At 67.9% G+C, this 19,912-nt stretch carries 16 protein-coding genes; 10 read left to right on the top strand and 6 right to left on the bottom strand.

All coding sequences use genetic code 11. From position 1 onward, the window contains the following. The first annotated feature begins 76 nt into the window (after positions 1-76). The gene (locus tag GTZ93_RS08665; RefSeq protein ID WP_161662730.1) at positions 77-694 is read left to right on the top strand and encodes a DUF2378 family protein; all 618 of its coding nucleotides are present in this window, start codon (positions 77-79) and stop codon (positions 692-694) included. Here the strand turns inward: GTZ93_RS08665 and GTZ93_RS08660 are convergent. Next, positions 645-1,496: a tRNA (5-methylaminomethyl-2-thiouridine)(34)-methyltransferase MnmD gene (locus GTZ93_RS08660; RefSeq protein WP_139920805.1), complete on the bottom strand. Its 852-nt coding sequence runs from the start codon at positions 1,494-1,496 to the stop codon at positions 645-647. The two genes, GTZ93_RS08665 and GTZ93_RS08660, sit on opposite strands and share 50 nt — an antisense overlap. Before the next feature lie 48 nt (positions 1,497-1,544). Between GTZ93_RS08660 and GTZ93_RS08655 the strand changes: the two genes are divergently transcribed. From GTZ93_RS08655 to GTZ93_RS42670, 5 genes are all read left to right on the top strand, one after another. Further along, positions 1,545-2,540, top strand: coding sequence for a hypothetical protein (locus tag GTZ93_RS08655; RefSeq protein WP_139920804.1), 996 nt, complete (start codon positions 1,545-1,547; stop codon positions 2,538-2,540). Between the two features lie 154 nt (positions 2,541-2,694). Then, the gene (locus GTZ93_RS08650; RefSeq protein WP_139920802.1) at positions 2,695-3,273 is read left to right on the top strand and encodes a hypothetical protein; all 579 of its coding nucleotides are present in this window, start codon (positions 2,695-2,697) and stop codon (positions 3,271-3,273) included. After that, positions 3,266-4,270 (top strand): type VI immunity family protein, encoded by a 1,005-nt coding sequence (locus tag GTZ93_RS08645; protein ID WP_139920800.1) that lies wholly within the window; start codon positions 3,266-3,268, stop codon positions 4,268-4,270. The genes GTZ93_RS08650 and GTZ93_RS08645 overlap by 8 nt, the downstream gene beginning before the upstream one ends. Positions 4,271-4,399: 129 nt before the next feature. After that, positions 4,400-7,699: a kelch repeat-containing protein gene (locus GTZ93_RS08640; protein ID WP_257979374.1), complete on the top strand. Its 3,300-nt coding sequence runs from the start codon at positions 4,400-4,402 to the stop codon at positions 7,697-7,699. 36 nt (positions 7,700-7,735) lie between these two features. After that, positions 7,736-9,448 (top strand): OmpA family protein, encoded by a 1,713-nt coding sequence (locus tag GTZ93_RS42670; protein WP_257979373.1) that lies wholly within the window; start codon positions 7,736-7,738, stop codon positions 9,446-9,448. A 98-nt stretch (positions 9,449-9,546) separates the two neighbouring features. Here the strand turns inward: GTZ93_RS42670 and GTZ93_RS08635 are convergent, their stop codons facing one another. Then, positions 9,547-10,320, bottom strand: a complete 774-nt coding sequence (locus tag GTZ93_RS08635) for an HAD family hydrolase (RefSeq protein WP_139920798.1) — start codon at positions 10,318-10,320, stop codon at positions 9,547-9,549. A 104-nt stretch (positions 10,321-10,424) separates the two neighbouring features. Here GTZ93_RS08635 and GTZ93_RS08630 point away from each other — a divergent pair, with 104 nt between their 5' ends. Further along, positions 10,425-10,985 carry a sugar O-acetyltransferase gene (locus GTZ93_RS08630; protein WP_139920796.1) on the top strand — a complete coding sequence of 187 codons (561 nt, stop codon included), beginning with the start codon at positions 10,425-10,427 and terminating at the stop codon, positions 10,983-10,985. A gap of 42 nt (positions 10,986-11,027) precedes the next feature. Then, a complete protein-coding gene (locus GTZ93_RS08625) occupies positions 11,028-11,765 on the top strand; it encodes a TetR/AcrR family transcriptional regulator (RefSeq protein WP_139920795.1) in 738 nt (245 codons plus the stop codon). Positions 11,766-11,777: 12 nt separating this feature from the next. Here the strand turns inward: GTZ93_RS08625 and GTZ93_RS08620 are convergent, their stop codons facing one another. The 3 genes from GTZ93_RS08620 to tgt form a co-directional block, all read right to left on the bottom strand. Continuing rightward, positions 11,778-12,536, bottom strand: coding sequence for a transglutaminase-like domain-containing protein (locus GTZ93_RS08620; RefSeq protein WP_139920793.1), 759 nt, complete (start codon positions 12,534-12,536; stop codon positions 11,778-11,780). 179 nt (positions 12,537-12,715) lie between these two features. Further along, the gene (locus tag GTZ93_RS08615) at positions 12,716-13,900 is read right to left on the bottom strand and encodes a nuclease (RefSeq protein WP_139920791.1); all 1,185 of its coding nucleotides are present in this window, start codon (positions 13,898-13,900) and stop codon (positions 12,716-12,718) included. Between the two features lie 109 nt (positions 13,901-14,009). Further along, complete coding sequence (gene tgt / locus GTZ93_RS08610) at positions 14,010-15,179, bottom strand: tRNA guanosine(34) transglycosylase Tgt (protein ID WP_120580612.1); 1,170 nt, start codon at positions 15,177-15,179, stop codon at positions 14,010-14,012. Between the two features lie 282 nt (positions 15,180-15,461). On the opposite strand from tgt, the gene GTZ93_RS08605 reads away from it, so the two are divergent. Then, positions 15,462-17,060 carry an ABC-F family ATP-binding cassette domain-containing protein gene (locus GTZ93_RS08605; protein WP_139919161.1) on the top strand — a complete coding sequence of 533 codons (1,599 nt, stop codon included), beginning with the start codon at positions 15,462-15,464 and terminating at the stop codon, positions 17,058-17,060. A gap of 98 nt (positions 17,061-17,158) precedes the next feature. On the opposite strand, the gene GTZ93_RS08600 is transcribed toward GTZ93_RS08605, so the two are convergent. Next, positions 17,159-17,395, bottom strand: a complete 237-nt coding sequence (locus GTZ93_RS08600; RefSeq protein ID WP_139919162.1) for a hypothetical protein — start codon at positions 17,393-17,395, stop codon at positions 17,159-17,161. Between the two features lie 1,859 nt (positions 17,396-19,254). Between GTZ93_RS08600 and GTZ93_RS08595 the strand changes: the two genes are divergently transcribed. Next, positions 19,255-19,911 carry a hypothetical protein gene (locus GTZ93_RS08595; RefSeq protein WP_139919163.1) on the top strand — a complete coding sequence of 219 codons (657 nt, stop codon included), beginning with the start codon at positions 19,255-19,257 and terminating at the stop codon, positions 19,909-19,911. Position 19,912: the final 1 nt, after the last annotated feature.

Raw genomic sequence — 19,912 nt, 5'->3', positions numbered from 1 at the left:
TCGGGGGACGCGACACTGAACGTCAGTACACAGGTGGGGGAGCATCGCATGGGGGGCTTCGTGTAGGGTGCTCCCCATGAATCCTGAGAAGCTTGTCTTCGCCCAGACCGTCGACGCGCTCTTCGTCCGCGCGCTGGAGAACCGCCTGACGCCGGCGTGCCGCGAGCACCTGAAGCGGGCGGGGCTGGACCTCGACAAAAAGCTGGAGCGCTCCTACTCGCTGGAGCAGTGGCGGGAGTTCCTGCGCATCGCGGCCGGGCACGTCTACGGCGGCGTGCCGGCGGAGGCCGCGTACTACTCCCTGGGCGAGCGCTTCATGGACGCCTACTTCGGCACCTTCTTTGGCCGTGCGCTCCTGGGCGTGGGCCGGCTGGCCGGTCCCCGGCGGATGCTGCTGCGGGCGGACCTGGGCTTTCGCGCCGGCAACAACTTCAGTGAAATCAAAATCGTGGAGCGCAGCGCGACGTCACTAGAACTCTGGATGAACGACGTGCTGGCGGATCAGCCGACGTTCGCGGCGGGGTTGCTGGCGCGCGCGGTGGCGCTGTGCGGGGGCGGGCGGGTGGTGGCGCTGCCGGAGGAGTTCGACGGCACGGCGGCGACGTTCCACCTGCGCTGGAGCGAGGCTTCCGCGGAAGGGGCGCTCAGCGCCACTGAGGATGGGTCCGGAGGCGACGCTCGACCTCAGGCGTGAGGGTGCCCCCGTGCGGGGCCCGGGAGGACGAGCGCTCCCAGCGGTCCAGCCACCGGGTCCCCAGCGGGGCGGCCAGTGTTTCGTAGCGGGTCGAGGCCACGGTGGTCTCCCCCTTGGCGCCGGTGGACACGCCGGCGCCCACGTAGAACCCCGCGAGCAGCAGCGTGACGCGGGTGGGCGTGGCCGCGCTGTAGGTCATCAGCAGGGCGCCCTCTCCGTCTTCCCGGCAATGCCGGCGCACCCGGGCGAGGACGGCTTCGGTCCACATGTCCGGGTTGGACGCGGGTGAGAACGGATCGAAGAAGACGAGGTCCGCCGGGGGCAGCCCCGCGTCCGGATCCAGGAAGGGCACCGCGTCCCCCTGCTTGAGGGTCCACTGGATGCCGGGCTCGCTCCAGGCGCCGTGCTTCATGAGGCTTTCAGCGGCTTCGCGGAAAGGCTGGAGGAAGGGGAAGCCCTCCGCGTCCGCGAGCGCGAGCCGCAGCGGGGCCAGGTCCACCTCGAAGCTGACGATGTGCAGGTCGCGGGCGCGGTCCGGGCCCAGTTCGCGGGCGCGGGTGAGCGCGGCGACGGCGTTGGTGGCGGCGCCCAGGCCCACGTCGTGGATGACGAGCGGCGAGCCGGGCTGGCGCAGGCGGTCCGCGAGGCCGGGCTGTTCGACGTAGAGGCGCAGGGCTTCCTGCCACGGGCCCACCGCGGGGTGCATGACCTCGCCATGGCCCAGGTGGCGCACGGCGCGGTGGCCGTTGCGAAGGGTGACGAGCTCGAAGTCGCCGTCGCGCGGATGGGAGGGCTCGGACATGGGGCTCCTGGCCTGGAGGGGATGTGTGGGAAAGGATGGGTGCCTAGCATGACGACTCCAGGGCAGGAACATCGGGGCGCGCTTCACGGGGAGGACGTCCGGCACGGGGAGGCTCCGTTCGAGGGCGGCCGGGTGCGGCTGTCGCTGCGGGTGGAGGCGGGAACGCGCACGGTGTTGGCGGCGGCGTGGGAGGCGTCGGTGGAAGCCTCGGTGGACGCTCGGCATCCGCTGGCGGCGTGCCTGGAGTCGCTGTGTCAGAACGCGGTGGGCATGGCGGTGGACGTGTTCCTGCGCTTCGACGACTTCCACCTGCGCGCGGGGTGTCCGGACGGGCTGGAGGCGACGGAGGAGGCAGGGCTGGCCGTGCGGGTGTTCCGGCTGGCCTTCAGCCAGTTCCACCCCCGGGCCACGGGGCCCGCGTACCTATCGAGCGGACTGGTGCTGGCGAAGCTGCCCCGGGGCGCGAGTCCGGAGTGGGACGAGCCCGGGTTCTACTTCGCGCACTACTACCGCGAGGAACTGTGGGCCTCGGCGGTGGAGGAGGCGCGCCGAGGCGGCGTGCTGGGGCCGCGAGCGGCGTGTGCGTACATCGATGCGCTGCTGGCGAAAGCGGATGACACGGTGGAGCTGGACTGGCCCGTGGAGCAGGGCACGGCGACCTGGGACTGGCTGACGCGCGTGTGCCTGCCGGCGGTGACGGGGGGCGCGGAGCGGACGCGGCGGTTGCTGGAAGGGGGGTACGGGGGCGCGAGCGGCACGGGGAGCTTCCCCTTCGGGCACCTGGACGGAGGGCCGTGGCATCCGCCGGTGGGGCTGCCGGAGCCCGCGGACGTGGGGCACGCGGAGTTCATCCTCGGGGATTTGGAGCACCTGCTGCCGGAGCTGCCGAAGGATGGCGTGCTGCTGGCCGCTCCCCGGTGGATGGCGGTGGGACAGACACAGGACTCCCCTGCCCTGCGCCGGGCGGACATCTCCAGTGAGGAGGCCGGGGGCTTCGGTCTGTTCAACGCGGCGGCGCACGACGTGGGTGAAGACGATGATTGAGTTGCGCCTTCTGGCTGGGCTGGTGGCCCTGCTCTGCTTGTCTTGCGCTTCGGGTCCAAGGCAGTACGCGCAGACCACGGACTCGGCGACCAGTGGATGCCTTCGCAATCCCACTTGTTACACGCAGCCGGGGGACGAAGCGTTCCTGCCTTGGATGGACAAGGCCGTGAGGGCAGCGGCTTCCGCGGGCGCCACGATGAAGCTCCTGGAGGCGGCGGATGTGGCCCGCATCGAGCACCTGCTGGTGGAGTGCGCGAAGGAGGCGGACTTCATCGTCAATGAGCGTGAGTACGGCCAGGGGAAATACCCGGACGACAAGGAGTGCTTTCGTGTGGTGGGGCACGACAAGGACGGCAAACCCATTTGGCGGCAAGCAGAGCTGGGGAAGTTGAAACACGCGGTTGCCTTCGCATGCGTTCAGAGAGAAGTCCGTCGACTCTTTCCCGATAACGTTTCAATCGAGCCTCGCTACGGGACCTCCCCTACGTCAGGTGGCCCCACAATGACGAACATATGGAAGGGCTCGAAGAAGCCCGACATCGTCCTTCATGCCACTGGCCAGCCACTCCAGATCCAATGCGTTTTCGACCTCAAGTTCCCGTGCACGCTGAAAAGCAAGGGCGACCCCCTCTCCAACGACGGAACCCGTGAACAAATGTCCCGCTACGCGGAGCTGAGAGGAAAGTGCAAGCCCGCGATCATCACGCCCCAGTTTGGAGTCTTGCGTGAATAAGTATCCGCTCCTTCAACACTTCTCCACGACGCTCCCCCGGGTCCAACTGGTCCTGCGCATCGTGTTCTATCTGCCGCATGACCACCGGGTGTTGGCCCCCGTCCTACGACAGGTCCTCGACACCTATCTTGGATTCATTGCGGCCAGTGGTGGGGCACTGACCTCTGGCTATGATCCCGACATCAGTGAGGATTCCTTCCCACTCACTCCTGACACCTGGGGAGAGGTCCACACGGAGTTGGAGAAGGCTCGCTTTGGGCCTCTGGAGGACATGGACCAGGACTCCTTCTGGTTTTGGACCCTGACCAAGAGGAACTACGACACATGGGTTCTTCTCAAGGGAGGACATTCGGAGCCAGATGGCTACGAATTCAGTTTCGAGTCTCGGCTCCCATGGAGAGAACCCAGTTCCGAGCACAGCGTTCTGAGCGTGAAGCTCCCGATAAGCTTCCTGGAGACTCAGGGGCCCGAGAAGGCCTTTGCACTGGCACGGTCTCTGGCGGAGCTTCTTCCGTTCTCCACGGGCCATGCCGGGCTGTCGCTCTCATTCACGCGCGGGAGGTCGAAGCTCCTTCCCCTTCTCAAGGAGCAGCTGTCCAGGCATCCCGGCTGGCACGTTCCGCCTCCGCTGACGTGGGGCTTGGGACCGTGGATCGACGACGTGCACTGGCTGAATTTCCTGGGCCCACCCCTGCTCGAAACCGTTGGCGGCATCCAGGCGCTCCGCTCGCACCTGAGCCATCCGGAGACCACTGTCCAGGAGCTCACCGGAGGCCGTGCCCTGATCAGCCTGGGCGCCGAGCCGCTCGCGGGGGACACGAAACGGGGTGAGACACTGCCGGCGTATCGCGAACTGGCCCGGTTCCTGGAGCCCTGGCTCTTGCCCTTCCCACACGTCAACACCTGGGACGGCTACACCGACGAGGAGGCCCGTCTCTGGTGGCGCCGCTTCCTGGAGGCCCCTCCCGAGAAAATCTACGACCCACGCGGCGGATGACCGCGCCGGATTTTTTCACGCATTGCCCCAGCACCCGGCGCACTGATAATCCGCAACCCGGAGTGTTCACGTCGAGCGGCAGGCCGACGGTCGTGGTCGCGCCAGCCCTCGCGGATCGGGGTTTCATCGATGCGGTCACAACGCGCTGTCTGGAGCAGGCTCCTGTTGTTCGCCGCGAGCCTGGGCCTTCTTTCCTGCGGCGGGAACGAGCGCCCGGCTGCATCCGAGGGCATCCGCACCACGCACGCCCGTCTCGCGACGGCACCGGCCTGGTACGCCACCCCGTCCATGGCGACGGCACGCGGGCAACACGCGGCCGTCCTGCTCCCCAACGGGAAGCTGCTCGTCGTCAACGGCGTCAACTCGTCCGGATTCGTGGGCACGGCGGAGACCTACGATCCCGCCACCAGCACCTGGGCCTCCGCGGGCCCCTCCAGCCTCACGGGCAACGTCACCCTGGCCGTGCTCCTGCCCACGGGCCGGGTGCTGGTGCTGACCGATGGCTCGCAGGGGGGGCGCCTCTATGATCCCGTCGCCAACACCTGGGCCTCCACGGGCAACATGTCCACGACCCGCGCGCTCCCCACGGCCACGCTGCTGGGGACGGGACAGGTCCTGATCTCGGGCGGCGTCGGCGGTGGCGGCGTCCGGCTCACGACCGCGGAACTCTACGACCCCGCGACCAACACCTTCACCGCCACGGGCGCCATGACCGCGGGCCGCAACGCGCACATGTCGACGCGGCTGCGTGACGGGCGGGTGCTCGCGGTGAGCGGCTTCAGCGGCAGCGGAGAGGTGCCCGGCGCCGACCTCTACGATCCGGCCAGCGGCACCTGGTCCGCCGCCGCACCCCCGCTGGTGGCCCGCCACTACTCCACCAGCACCCTGCTTCCCGACGGCCGCGTGCTCGTCGCGGGTGGCTTCACCGCGAGCGGTGTCACGGCCCAGTCGGAGCTCTACGACCCGGCCGCCAACACCTGGACCGCGACCGGCAACCTCGCGTTCCCGCGCGCCAGCCACATGGCCACGTTGCTGCCCAATGGCCGCGTCCTCGTCACCGGCGGTTCCAACACTTCCAGGGTGGCGCAGATCGAATCGGAGATCTACGACCCCGCCACCGGCACCTGGACCGCCGCGGGCACGATGAACACCGCCCGCGAGAACCACAGCGCGACGCTGCTGCCCTCGGGCAAGGTGTTCGTCACGGGCGGGTTCGCCCAGCTCCCCGGCACGACGTTCTTCGCGCAGACGGAGGTCTACGACCCCGCCGCGAGCCAGTGGTCCCCGGCCGGCGCCATGGGCACGCCCCGGACGGATCCCGTGGTTGCGCTGCTGCCTGGCGGCCAGGTGCTCGTCGCGGGAGGCCGTGGCGTCAGTTCCTCGGCGGCGGTGGAGGTGTATGACCGCGCGAGCAACAGCTGGAGCGCCGCGCCCGCGCTCGCCGTGCCCCGCGAGCGCGCGACCGCGACCGTCCTGCGCTCCGGCCAGGTGCTGGTCGCCGGTGGCCGCAACGCGGGCGTCTCGACGGCCTCCGCCCAACGCTACGACTCCACCACCGGAACCTGGCTGCCCACCGCCGACCTCCTCGGCACGAGGCACCTCCACTCCGCCACGCTCCTTCCGGATGGCCGGGTCTTCGTCTCCGGCGGACAGCGCAACGCCTCGGTGCTCGCCTCCGCGGAGCTCTACTCGCCCGACGCCAACACCTGGAGCACGGCGTCGCCTCCCAGCGTCGCGCGCGCAGGCCACGGCGCGGTGCTGCTCCATGACGGCAGGGTGCTCGTCGCTGGCGGCCATGACAACACCGGCGCGGAGACGGCCTCGGCGGAGCTGTACGATCCCGCCACGAACACCTGGGCCCCCGCAGCGAACCTCAACGATATCCGGGACGAGCTGACGCTGACGCTGCTGCCCTCGGGCCAGGTGCTGGCGGCGGGAGGACTCGTGGGCCTCACGTACCTCACGTCCGCGGAGCTGTACGACCCCGCCACGAACACCTGGACTCCGGTGGGCTCGCTCTCGCAGTCGCGCTATCACCACACCGCCACATTGCTGCCCTCCGGCAAGGTCCTGATCGCGGGCGGCCTGACCGACCTGGGCGCGTACGTCGACACCGCGGAGATCTTCGATCCCCAGCTGCGCATCTTCACGACCGTCGCGGACCCCACCACACGCGGAGGGCTGATCTCCACCGCCCTGCCTTCAGGCGAGGCCCTCCTCGTGGGAGGCGTGGGCGCGCCCGACGCGGAGCTGTTCAACGAGAACGGCGCCCAGCCCGCGTGGCGGCCCACGGTGACGATTCCGGTGACCCTCGTCGCGGCCTGCCCCACCGTCCTGGAGGGCATGCTGTTCCGGGGCATCTCCGGAGGCAGCAGCGGCAGCTACTCGGACTCCTCCACCGACTTCCCCCTGGTGCGGTTCCGCGCCGCGGAAGGCGGGCGTCTCTGGACGCTTCCCTCCAGCAACACCTCGGCCACGCGCGCGACGGTGACCGTCCCCGCGGACGTGCCGGTGGGCACCTACGGGCTGACTGTCTTCGCCAACGCCATCTCTGGCGGCCGGATGGTGACCGTCGTCGCCAACCGTCCTCCGACGGCGGCGGACCAGACGGTCGTCGTTCCGAAGGACACGGTCACGGCGATCGCCCTGGCCGGCACGGATCAGGACCCCGGCCAGGTGTTGAGCTGGACCGCGGTCACCCAGCCGCAGCACGGCACGCTCGGCACCAGCGCGCAGGGGACGCTCGAGTACACCCCCAACCCCGGCTTCGTGGGCACGGACAGCTTCACCTACCGGGTCCGTGACTGCGCCGACGACAGCAACATCGCGACCGTGACCCTCAACGTGACGGAGGACACGGCCCCCCCCACCCTCACCTGCCCCACGAACCTCTCCGTGGAGGCGACGGATCCGGACGGCGCGCTCGTGACCTACGACCCCGCCGTGCTGGAACCGGCGGGAGGGCTCCCGGTGAGCTACTCGCGGCCGTCGGGCGCGCTGTTCCCGATTGGCACCACGACGGTCACCGCGACCTCCACCGGCCTCACCTGTACGTTCCAGGTGACGGTGCAGGACACCACGGCGCCCACCCTCACCTGCCCCGCGGACATCACCGTGGCGCCGAACACGCAGGTGACGTTCACGCCCACGGCCACGGACGCGGTGACAGCCAATCCGACCGTGACGTCCTCGCCCGCGTCGGGCAGTGAGTTCCCGGCGGGAGCCACGCAGGTCACCGTCACCGCGACGGATGCGGCCGGCAACACCGCGCAGTGCACGTTCCAGGTCCGGGTCCAGGCGCAGGTCGTGGAGATCGCTGGCGGTGGCTGTAACAGCACCGGTGGCACCACGTCCGCGCTGGCGCTCCTCGCCGCGCTGGCGGCCTGGGGCTCGTCGCGTCGCCGTCAGAACCCGGCCCGGGGGAACTGAGACATGCGCTCCCTCTTTTCTCGAATGGACCTCCCCTTGCGTACGAAGGCTCAGAGCTGGGCGCTGGCCGCGCTGCTGGCCACCGCCGTCACCCCCGCCGCGTTCGGGCAGACCACCACGAGCCCGCTCAGGCCGCTGGACCTGGAGCGCCTGCGCTTCACGCCGGCGGCGACGGACTCGATGCTGGTGGACACCGGCCGCGTGCTCCCCGAGGGCGGCTACCGCCTGCTCCTCATGGTCAACTACGAGCGCGGCATCCTCCTGCTCCAGGGCAGTGACGGGCTGGAGCGCTCCATCCTCCACTACCGCACCGCGGGCTGGCTGGCCGGCGCGTGGTCGCCGGTGGACCGGTTGGAGTTCTCCGCGAAGCTGCCCGTCATCATCGCGCAGGGCGGTCACGGCGCGGAGCAGCTGGTGGGCGTGAGCGAGCCGGACTCGTTCGGCCTGGGCACGCCGGAGCTGGGCGTGCGCTACGAGCTGCTGCGGCGCGAGGAAGGCGCGCCGGTGTTCCTGGGCCTGGGATTGGACATCGGGCTGCCGGGAGGCACGGCGGACGCGTTCGGCCGTCAGGCGGGCTGGGCCGGGTTCCAGTTCGCGCCCCGCGTGTCCGTCAGCCGCGAGGTGGGCCCCGTGGTGCTGGGCGCCAACGCGGGCATCCGGATCCGCTCACGTGAAGTGGAGCCGGGCCGCGACGTGGGCACGGAGCTGGAGCAGGGCGTGGTGGTGGCCACGCGCGGCAAGGGGCTGCGCGCCGAAATCGCGCTGCAGGCCGCCGAGTCGCTCGTGGAGTCGGACCTGGCGCTGGAGTTGTTGGGCGGCGTGCGGCTGCCGGTGGGCGCGGGCTTCGAGGCCTTCGCGATTGGCGGGCACGGCTTCACGGACATCCCGGGCACGCCGTCGTTCCGGCTGGCCGCGGGCATCGCGTACGCGAACGAGCCCGAGCCCGTGGACCGGTGCCGCACCGGCCGCAGCCACACGCCGGAGCAGTGCCCGAACGAGGACGACGACGGCGACGGCGTGGCCAACAAGGACGACCGCTGCCCGCTGGAGGCCGGCTCCGTGGAGAACAACGGCTGCCCGGACAAGGACTCGGACGGCGACGGCGTGGTGGACCGCGAGGACCCGTGCCCGAACGAGGCCGGCCCCGCGTCCGAGCGCGGCTGCCCGGTGAAGGACACGGACGGCGACGGTGTGCCCGACAAGGACGACGCCTGCCCGAACCAGGCCGGCCCCGCGTCCGAGCGTGGCTGCCCCGTGAAGGACACGGATGGCGACGGCGTGCCCGACAAGGACGACGCCTGCCCGAACGAGGCCGGCCCCGCGTCCGAGCGTGGCTGCCCCGCGAAGGAACAGCCCAAGCCCGAGGAGCCCAAGCCCCAGCCCGAGGAGAAGCCCGCGGAGACGACGTCGCCGCTGGAGCACATCGTCCAGTTCCCGGTGAACCAGTCGGAGTTCCAGGAGAACGAGCAGCGGCAGCTGGATGACATCGCGGCCTACCTGAAGGCGAACCCGAAGCTGAACGTCCGGATTGAAGGCCACACGGACAACAGCGGTCCGGAGGAAGCCAACCGCACGCTGAGCCAGCAGCGCGCGAACCGTGTGCGCGAGTACCTCATCCAAAAGGGCATCGCGGGCTCGCGACTGGAGGCGAAGGGCTTCGGCCCCGACCGTCCGCGCGTGTCCAACGAGACGCCGGAAGGCCGCAGCGCGAACCGCCGCGTGGAGTTCGTCCCCGTCACGGGGAGCTGACCGCGCCAACGTGACGCCGCTTCGTGGTCACCCACGAAGCGGCGCGTGGATGTCTCAGTAAGACGGGCGTGGAGGCCTCCTCCACGCCCGTTTTTGCGTCAGGCCTCTTCGGGGCGCAGCTGCACCAGCGCGGGCAGATCCGCCGCGCGATCACGCAGCCGAGCCTTGGGGCGGATGGCCACCGGAACGCGGGAGGCCGCGAGCAGCTCCAGGTCGAACACGTTGTCGCCGAAGGCTGCATAGAGCGGCCGGTTCGTCCTCAGCCGCAGGCTGTTCACCTTGCCGGGGCCGTAGGGCACGGGTTCGAAGACAGACGTCAGCAGCCGTCCGCCCGCTTCCTTCGGTGTGCACGCCACCACGAAGTCAGGCGTGATGCCCACCTCGCGCACCGCGGCCTCCACCACCGCGCGCGGCGATGCGCTGACCACGTAGCAGTCCACGCCCTGCCCCCGCGCCCACTCCACCACGCGGCGGGCCTCCGGATGGACGCGGCCGGCCACGCCTCGCCTTGCCACCACGTCGAGGGCGAAGCCGCGCATCTCCTCCGCGTGCCAGCCGGCGAAGACCCACGCCATCATCTCGTAGGTGTCCTTCTCCGGCAGGCGCCCGGCCTCGAACGCCTTGAACAGCGCGTGCGCCAGCGTCACCGCGTCCGGATGCGACTCCACGCCGTGGCGGGCCCCCAGCCGCTCCAGCGCCACGCGGGCCTCGGGGCGCACGCCGCCGTGCTCCAGCAGGGCCATGAACAGGTCGTCGCCCACGTCCCCGCTCCACAGCGTGCCGTCACCGTCGAAGGCCAGCACACCGTCCGGCGTCCGCTCCACCTCGCGACGGATGCGCTCCAGCGTCTCCTCGACCCGCTCAATCCTCATGGGCGGCATCCTCGCTGGCCGCACTGGCCGGTGTCACCCGTGGCCGCGAAGCCGGAAGGCGGGCTGTTCACCATCCCGGAGAACGGGTGTCTACTCTTCAGGGCATGGCACGAACCGAGAAAGAGAAGATGCTCGCGGGCGAGTTGTACGTCGCCGTGGACCCGCAGCTGACCGCCGAGCGGGGCCGCGCCCGCAAGATCCTGCGCGCCTACAACCAGTCCACCGAGGACGAGCTGCCGCTGCGTGAAAGCCTGCTCGCCGAGTTGCTGGGCAAGGTGGGCGCCGGAACGTGGATCGAACCGCCGTTCCTCTGCGACTACGGCGAGCACATCCGGCTGGGCGAGCGCGTCTTCATGAACTTCCAGTGCGTCATCCTGGACTGCAACACGGTGACGATTGGCGACGACGTGTCCTTCGGCCCGGGCGTGCAGGTGTACGCGGCCACGCATCCGCTGGACCCGGATGAGCGCATCAAGGGTCCGGAGCTGGGCCGCGCCATCACCATCGGTTCGAAGGTGTGGATTGGCGGTGGGTCCATCATCTGCCCGGGCGTCACCATCGGCGAGGGAACCACGATTGGCGCGGGCAGCGTGGTGACGCGGGACATTCCTCCGTATGTCTTCGCCGCCGGCAATCCCTGTCGCGTCATCCGGAACCTCCGGTAGCGCACTGTCATTGCGGCCCGGAACCGAGCAAGACTCGATGCAATGAGCCTGAGATTGCTACCGCCAGCGAAGAAGGTGCCCATGATCTGGGAGCGCCCCGAGCCTGCCCACGAGCCCGGGACGGTCCCGCTGCGACGGGAGGCGATCGCACGGGCGGCCGTGAGCCGCGCCGACAAGAAGGGGCTTGGCGCCGTCTCCCTGCGCACCGTGGCGGCCGCGCTGAAGGTGGACTCGAAGCGGCTTCGCGGCTCCGTGTTCTCGAAGGAGGAGTTGCACGAGCTCATGGTCGACGCGTTCTATCGGGAGCTGGTCGCGGACAGCCTGTACGCCGGAGACTGGCGCCAGATCCTGCGCGAAGTCGCCCAACAGTTTCGGCGGGCCGTGCACAAACACCTGTGGTTCACCGACCTGGAGGGCCCTCGGTTCAGCATGGTTCCCCACGCGCTCGTGTACACGGAGGTGTCGCTGGCCGCGTTGACGGATGAGCCCGGGTTCGAGGACATCGGCATCGCCATGCGCACCCTGCAGAACGTCGGTGCCTACGCCGGTGGCGCCGTCCAGGGCGAATCCGCCGAGGTGCGCTACGGGCGCCGCTTCGGCAAGGCATGGATGGAGCTGCGGGACACCGTGGGGCCCTACTACCAGCGGATGCTCGAATCCGGCCGGTTCCCGCGAACCGTCCAGGTGGTCGAGGACCCTGTGGAGATGTCCCTGGACGCGGTGTTCGATCAGGGACTGGAATTCATGCTCGACGGGATCGCCGCGAAGCTCTCACACTGAGCCGAGGGGACTTCAGCCCACGGCCTGGTGGGTCTCGGTGACGCCCTGGTACTGGTAGGCGCCGCTGTCATACGGGGTGATGGCGTCGTCGGCCTTCTTGGTGCAGGCCGCGGCGGTAGGGTCGAAGGCCTGGAACTGGCCCTTGTCGTCCTTGAACTCCACCCACGCGTGGGCGCCCCGGTCCGTATTGCCGAAGACGACGCGCGCGTCCACGCCGGCCTGCTCGAAGCGCTGCTCGGCCTCGATGGCCATGTCCACGCAGACGCCGGACTTGGACGCGTCGAAGTTGCTGGAGTTCTTCATGGCGGCATCCCACGTCTTGCCGCCCGAGTAGTCGTACTTCCAGGACGTGGCCTCCTTCGCGATGTCCTGGGCCACCTGATCCGCGCTCTTGCCGGAGGACGGGCCCTTCGCACCCTGCGCCTGTGCAGGAGCGGGAGTCGGGGCCGGAGCGGGCTGGGGCTTCTGGGCCTGGGCCTTGGAAGGCTCGAAGCTGTCGCGCTGCCAGTTCTGCTGGAAGCTCTGCGAGCCGGTGGGCTTCGGGCCCTGGGCCTTCGCGCCCTCGCCCTTCAGCAGGGACTCCTTCGTCAGACCCAGCTCCTTCAGCAGCTTGGCGAACTCCTGGGGCTGCTTCGCGGAGTCCACCGTCTTCACGGGAGAGCCGTCGGCGTTGACGACCTTCACCACGACATTCCTCGGGGCCTGCGCGGCTTCGGGGGACACCTTCGCGCATGGGGTGGAGGACGGACGAGAGAGAGAGGAGATCGCCATGGGACAGGGCCTCGTGGAAACAGCGGGGATGCCTGTCCCATGAGCACGGCGCGTGCCAGCGCTCGTGATTCCTGGGGTGAACGCCAAACCCCTGTGTTTCCAAGGCCCGTGGGCCAGTCCTCGTCAACGAAGGCCCGCACCGCTGATGACAGCCGTGCGCGGGGTGATGTCCGGCGTCATCACCCCACCGGCTCGGAGGCGACGTCGGGCTCCGGTTCGTCCGGCCCCTCCACGGTGCGCTCCAGCGTGCGAGCGAGCGCGGCCCGCGCCTCCGCGGCCTCCTCGAAGGGCTCGTCGCTCCCGGCCCGCGCGGGGGCAGGCACCGTCGCATCCAGCTCCGCCGGGTGCAGGCGGAACCACTTCGCGACGAGCATCACCTCCTGGGCCTCCTGCGCGCGGAGGCCAATCGCCTCGGGCTCCGGCACGTCGAAGATGTCCCGCACGCGTGCGTCCAGCGCCGCCTGCTCCTCCGTCGTCCGGGGCGTGGGCACCTCCGCGCGGATCCGCCCGCGCCGCAGTACGTACGTGCGGTCCTCCCTGCCGTGCCCGCGCACCGTGTAGACCAGCGACAGCCGCCGCAGCGTGCGCCCCAGCTCGACGATCCACGCCTGCACGTTCTCCAGCCGCTCCGCGCGATCTCTCAGCTCCGCCGCGTATTCGAACTGGAGCCGCCGCGCCGCCATCGCCATGCGCTCGCGCAGGATGACCAGCGGCCGGTCCGACTCGCCGTTGAGGAACGCCCGAGCCAGCGCGACCTGCGCCAGGTACTCCGCCGTCGTGCACCCGCCCGCGCACGGCGACAGGCACCGCGCCGTCTGCCCGCGCATGCACCGCGGGTCGTCCTTCAGGGGGAAGAGCTGGATCTGATCCGCCAGCCGCATGGGCGTCTCGGACGGGCAGTCGCGAAGCTCCAGCAGGTCGTTCACCGCGCGCACCACGTCCACCATGGTGTGCCGGCCATGGAAGGGCCCGAAGTACTCCGCGCGCCCACCGCCACCGGGCTGGCCCACCACGCGCAGCCGGGGCACGGCCTCGCGCGTGAGTTGGAGGAAGCAGTGCGCGCGGTCGCGCTTGTGCTCCACGTTGTAGAGGGGCCGGTGGCTCTTGATCAGCCGGAACTCATGGAGCAGCGCCGCGAACTCGCTGGCCGTGTACTCCCACTCCACCTGGTGCGCCTGGGCGACGATCTCCCAGGCCTTCTCGCCCTCGTCCGCGCGGAAGTACGACAGGAGCCGCGTGCGCACCCGCACGGACTTGCCCACGTAGAGCAGCTCCCCGGCTGGACCGAAGAACCGGTACACGCCGGGCCGGTTCTCCGCGCTCGAGCGGACGTGACTCAGGAGGGTGGCGACGCGCGGGTCCATGCGGCAGGTAGCACCGCAGGCTAACCCGCCACGTCCCGCCGCACCGCCGCCCGCGTGCGGCCCATCACAACCCGGCCGGAGGGCGGGCGGAGGGCCACCCGCCCGGACTTCAGCCCACGTCCTTCAACGTCGCGGCGCTGGCCAGGGCCTCGTCCTTGAGGTCCTTGGGCGTGGCGATGGCGGCCTTCAATTCGCGGTACGTCTGCGCGTAGCCGTTGCGCAGGATGCCTTCGCGCACGCGCTCCATCAGCCGCTGGTAGTGCCGCACGTTGTGCACGGACAGGAAGCGCGAGCCCAGGTGGTGCTTGCCGCGCATCAGGTGCTGCAGGTAGCCACGCGTGTAGCGCTTGCACACATAGCAGTCGCACTCGGGGTCGAGCGGCCCGTCATCCAACTGGTACACGGTGCGGGTGATGCGCACCAGTCCCTGGAACGTGTACGCGTAGCCCTGCTGCGCCATCTTGGTGGGGATGATGCAGTCGAACATGTCCACGCCGCGCAGCACCGCCTCCAGCAGGTCCGTGGGCGTGCCCACGCCCATCAGGTAGCGAGGCTTGTCCTGCGGCAGGGACGCGGTGGCGCGCTCGGTCATCGTGTCGCGCTCCACCTTCGTCTCGCCCACGGCCAGTCCGCCGATGGCGAACCCGTCGAAGGGCAGCTGGGTGAGGAACGCGGCGCTCTCATCGCGCAAGGCCGGGTGGACGCCGCCCTGGACGATGCCGAACAGCGCCTGGCCCGTGGGCTTCGACTCCTTCGCGGCGAGGCTGCGCACGGCCCAACGGTGGGTGCGCTCCATGGCCTCGCGGGTGCCGGCCTCGTCCGTGCGCGAGTCGATGCACACGTCCAGCACCATCATGATCTCCGAGTTGATCGCCTGCTGCATGGCGATGCTGGACTCGGGGCTGAGGAGCCGGCGGCTGTTGTCGTAGAAGCTGCGGAAGTGCGCGCCCTTCTCCGTGATGAGCCGGTCCTCCGGCAGGGAGAAGATTTGGAACCCGCCCGAGTCCGTCAGCACGGCGCCGTCCCAGCCCATGAAGGGGTGGATGCCGCCGAAGCGCTCGAACACCTCCGGGCCGGGCCGGAGCATCAGGTGGTAGGTGTTGGCGAGGAGGACCTTGGCCCCCGTCTCCTTCACCTCCTCCATGGCGAGGTGGCGGAAGCCGGCGTGGGTGGCCACCGGCATGAACATCGGCGTGGGGAAGGACCCCTTGCGGGTGTGGAGGATGCCCGTGCGGGCGCCGGTGGGGTCGGTATTCAGGAGTTCGAAGCGGACGGCCATTGGACGGGCCTTATACCCAGCCTGCCCGTCCGGGGGCACCCGGTTCCTGGGGACGCCCGCCTGGTCTCCTGGAGGCCGTCTCTCCCCTCCCCGCCCTCGGGAGGCCCCGGTTTCCCTACCCAGCCCCGGGGATGAGGGGGTGGCCTGGGGGGTGGAAACCCGGTGGGAAGGCGGCATTTCCGGGGCGGTCCGGCGGTTACATTGGGTCCTCCGGTACGCCGCCGGGCTTCGATTTACCGCGCGTCTTGGGTCGCCGCGCCATTTCCGTTACAAGCCGCCGCCATGTTCAACGTCATCAACGTCTCCAAGGCCTATGGGCCCAAGAAGCTGTTCGAGGAGGTCAACGTCGCCTTCTCGCCGGGCCGCCGCTACGGCCTGACCGGTCCGAACGGGGCCGGCAAGTCCACGTTCATGAAGATCCTCGCGGGAGACGAGGAGCAGGACATGGGCGACATCATCCGCCCGCGGAAGCTGGGCATCCTGCGCCAGGACCACTTCCGCTACGAGAGCGACCGCGTCATCGACGTGGTGCTGATGGGCAACCGCCACCTGTGGGCGGCGATGGACGAGAAGAACAAGCTCCTCGCCAAGTCCGACATCACCGAGGAGGACGGCAACCGGCTGGGTGAGCTGGAAGGCGTCATCGCGGAAGAAGACGGCTATTCGGCGGAGAGCGACGCGGCCACGCTGCTGGCCGGTCTGGGCATCGAGGAGTCCTTCCACGAAGAGCCCATGCGCCAGCTGACGGGCGGCCTGAAGCTGCGCGTGCTGCTCGCGCAGGCGCTGTTCGGCAAGCCGGAAGGGCTGCTGCTCGACGAGCCCACGAACAACCTGGATATCGACTCCATCCGCTGGCTGGAGAACTTCCTGCATGTGTACGAGGGCGTGCTGATCACCATCAGCCACGACCGGCACTTCCTGAACTCCATCTGCACGCACATCGCGGACATCGATTACGAGACCATCATCCAGTACACGGGTGGTTACGACGACATGGTCCGGCAGAAGTCGCAGCTGCGGACCCGGGTCGAGTCCGAGACGGAAGAGAAGAAGAAGAAGATCGCCCAGCTGCAGGACTTCGTGGCGCGCTTCCACGCCGGTACGCGAGCGTCGCAGGTGCAGAGCCGCATCAAGCAGATCGACAAGCTGAAGACGGAGGACCTGAAGCGCTCGAACATCGCGCGGCCGTTCATCCGGTTCGACCAGAAGGTGATCAGCGGTCGTCAGACGCTGATGTTCGAGGGCCTGAAGAAGTCCTTCGACGGGGTGCCGGTCATCAAGCCGTTCACGGGCCTGGTCTGCAAGGGTGAGCGCATCTGCGTGATTGGCCGCAACGCCGTGGGTAAGTCCACGCTGGTGAAGATGCTGGCCAACCAGCTGGAGCCGGACGCGGGGACCATCACCTGGGGCCACCAGGCGACGGTGGGCTACCTGCCGCAGGACCACCACGGCGTCATCCACAAGGGCACGACGTGCTTCGGCTACCTGCGCGAGATCAGCGAGAAGCTGACGAACGAGGAGATTTCAGGCGTGTTGGGCCGGATGCTCTTCTCGGGTGAGGAGCGGATGAAGGCGACGGACACGCTCTCCGGTGGTGAGACGGTGCGAGTGCTGTTGTCCAAGCTGATGATCACGCAGGACAACGTGTTGATCCTCGACGAGCCGACGAACCACCTGGACCTGGAGTCCATCGCGGCGCTGGCGGAAGGCCTGTCCAAGTTCGACGGCACGGTCATCTGCGTGACGCACGACCAGGAGCTCATCTCCGAGGTCGCGACCCGCATCTGGAGCCTGGAGGCGGGCAAGGAAGTGCTCGACTTCAACGGCCCGTATTCGGAGTTCATGGAGAAGCACGCGGACGCGGCGCTCAAGCGCCGGTAGTTCTTCGCGACTTCAGGCAGTGCCCACGCCGCCCGCTTCCGGTCAGTCCGGAAGCGAGGCGGCGTTTTCGTACGGGTGTCAATCCCCCGTTCGAGGCATTAATTTTTTCCGTAGGCCCTGGCATGACAACCCCTCGTATGGCCAAAGCCGCTCAGACCGAGGAACGCATGCTCCATTTGGTTGTCCACCACAAAGACGACCCAAATCGCACCTGGATGAATGATTGGATTGACGCTGACCGGGTCAAGCTCATCACCACGACCAGTGAGGTCGGGCGTCTCTGTGAAGCGGCTGCCCAGCGAGGTGAAGAGGTTCGATTTCACAGGTGCGGCCATGGCGCCTCCAGCCCCATTGTTTGTGCTGAAGCACGGATCGCCTCGGTTCAATTCGTGGACCGGACGACCTGCATTGTGAGCTTCGACGGCCACACCGTACTGAGGGAGGGGCCATACGTCAGTCCGCAGCGCGGGACAAACTGGTATCAGAAGTAAGGCCGCGAAGGCCGTGGAGTGTCACACAACGCATTAACAAGTACTTCCGCGTCAGCTTGATTAGAACCCCCGAGGCGGCTCGCAAACGCCACGGCCAGCCTGAATTAAATCGGACTGCCAAAGTGGCGGAATTACCGGAAGACATTGACACTCCAAGCGGGAGAACGAGTCCAAGTGAGCTCGTAGCGTAAACTCTAACAACACGCAGGCCCTCGTGGCGGATTGTTACCATCTGGCCGTCACGCAGCTCGTTCCACAGAAAGCCAGCGCTCGACGCCGCTCTGCCATCGGCATGCCTACGCCAGCGAGCGCGGGCTACCGGCCAGCGGGAACACAAATGAGTCGAGGAGATTTGGGACTAAATGAAGACGGAGGGCGGCATCCGCAAGACAATCTTTAAAGGCGAACCGAGAACGCAACTGGCCGCCTATTTCTTCGGAGCCGCATGCAACCTACTGAGGATGACGCGACCGACGGCCGCATGCGTCTAAATTTACCGACTCTCCGCTGCCACAGACAGATCCATAAAGCAGCCACGCGCACATGCGAGGCGACTCTCAGGACTCCAACACAGACATCTTCAACAGCCCACTAGAAAGGGTACGGCTCTTGACGCCCACATAGGCTCGCCTTCAACTCGCAAGAGCCCAACACTACGAAACCACTGCGCATGGCACCAATGCAACCAGGCAACACATGATAGAAATGGCTCCTAAGCGATGGCCCAGCGTGATGCTTGCCGTCTTCATCCTGGTCTCTTTTATATGCATTGCATCCCGGCTTAGCAGTGGGGCATCCCGGGCGCTGACGGCGCTTGGGGAACAAGAAGCGGCAAGTCCAGAGTTGGTCTCACACCTCTACGCCGTCGTGAGCCTTTCCGCACTGCAAGAGGTGATGTTTCTCAAGGCCGCAATTTTAGCCATCGCCTTGGGCTGTGCCGTCGTGGGCTTGGCAGGGTTGGTGCACGACTTCGAGTCTGTGGCCCCGCGCCCTGTTACGTTGGAAGACAAAAACATTTCCCCGACGCTCGTCGCTGCACAACCGCCACCTGCGCCCATCGCATCTGCCGCGTCTGCTCAGCCACCGTCCGTCCTCTCTGCCCCGACTACAGCTTCGCTAGACACAACCCTTCAAGCAGCGCGATCGGCGCCCACGCCGCCTGCGTCCACTCCTGCTACGCCTGCACAAGAGCCTCACGCATCCACTGCGTTCGCTGCGGTGGTAACAACACCGCTCACGAGTACCGCACCGGTCCAAATTTCGCCCGCCTCCGCTGAGACCGCTGCACCGGTGAAAACGCCGCCTGTTCCACCAACGTCGGCCCGGACTTCGCAGGCGCTCGCCGCCCATGCTACGCCTGCGCCTGTCGCTACAGCACCTGCCCAACAGCAGGAGGAAGGTCTCTCTGCACCTGCACCACGTAAGGGCACCGTTCTTGTGTTCCTTATTGGCCTTGGCGCAGGGCTTGTGCTGCTTTCAGCTCAGATCAGGCCGGAACTCAAGCCACCACCCTTGGCCATCACCATCGCCTCTCCAGGGTCCACCGGGAGTTCCGCTGCGCGGTCACGTCAGGTGGACGCCGATGGCGGTCTGCCTGACGCAGGAGAACTGGCTGACGTAGCTAGGATTGCTAGCGATAGAGGGCTGCCTTGATCAGCGCAGCAGCAGGAGTCCACCTTCTCTCCTCTCAAGTCTGAGATTCCATGGACTTCATTTCGAAAGTCTTCAATGTCCTCAAGAGCTGGTTTTACGAGCTTTTGGCCGTCCTAGTGCCCGGATCCGTGATCATGGCAATCTGGCCATGGGGAGTCACCCTCCAGAGGCACATCAATCTATCCAGCACAGAATCGCTGGTCGTCTTTGCCTACATTGCAGGAATTCTCAACCAGGGCGTCGGCGACCTAGTCACTCGAAGAATCGATCCGCCTCGTGCAGCCAACAAAGACTACAAGACCTGTAACGCACTCCGAGAGCAAGTGGCACGCATCGTAGGACAGCGACTGTCCGCTGCCCAGGTGCAGGTACCGGACTCTGCGCTGCTGGGCATTTGCTTGACGCAAGTTGAGGGCAAGCGGGAAGTCTACGACAAGTTCGTGGCTCTCCGCGACATGTCGCGAGGGCTCATGGTCGCAGCGGTTGTTGGGGGCGCGATTACGCTAGGAGAGAGATATAACAGCCTTCAGGCCTGGCAGGTTGCCGCCATTATAGCGCTTAGCGTGGGAACTGCTGTTGCGTTCTACAGCCGTTACCGTCGCTATCAACCACTCGCTGAACAGGCCCTCTATGAGGTCTTCCTTGCGATGGAACTGAAGACACTAGCCCCAGCCTCCGCGACTCCCTCGTTGCCTCCGAAACCCTGAT

The sequence above is a fragment of the Corallococcus exiguus genome (genome assembly GCF_009909105.1).
GTDB classification, from domain to species: domain Bacteria; phylum Myxococcota; class Myxococcia; order Myxococcales; family Myxococcaceae; genus Corallococcus; species Corallococcus exiguus.
This window is presented reverse-complemented; position numbering and strand designations above follow the sequence as displayed.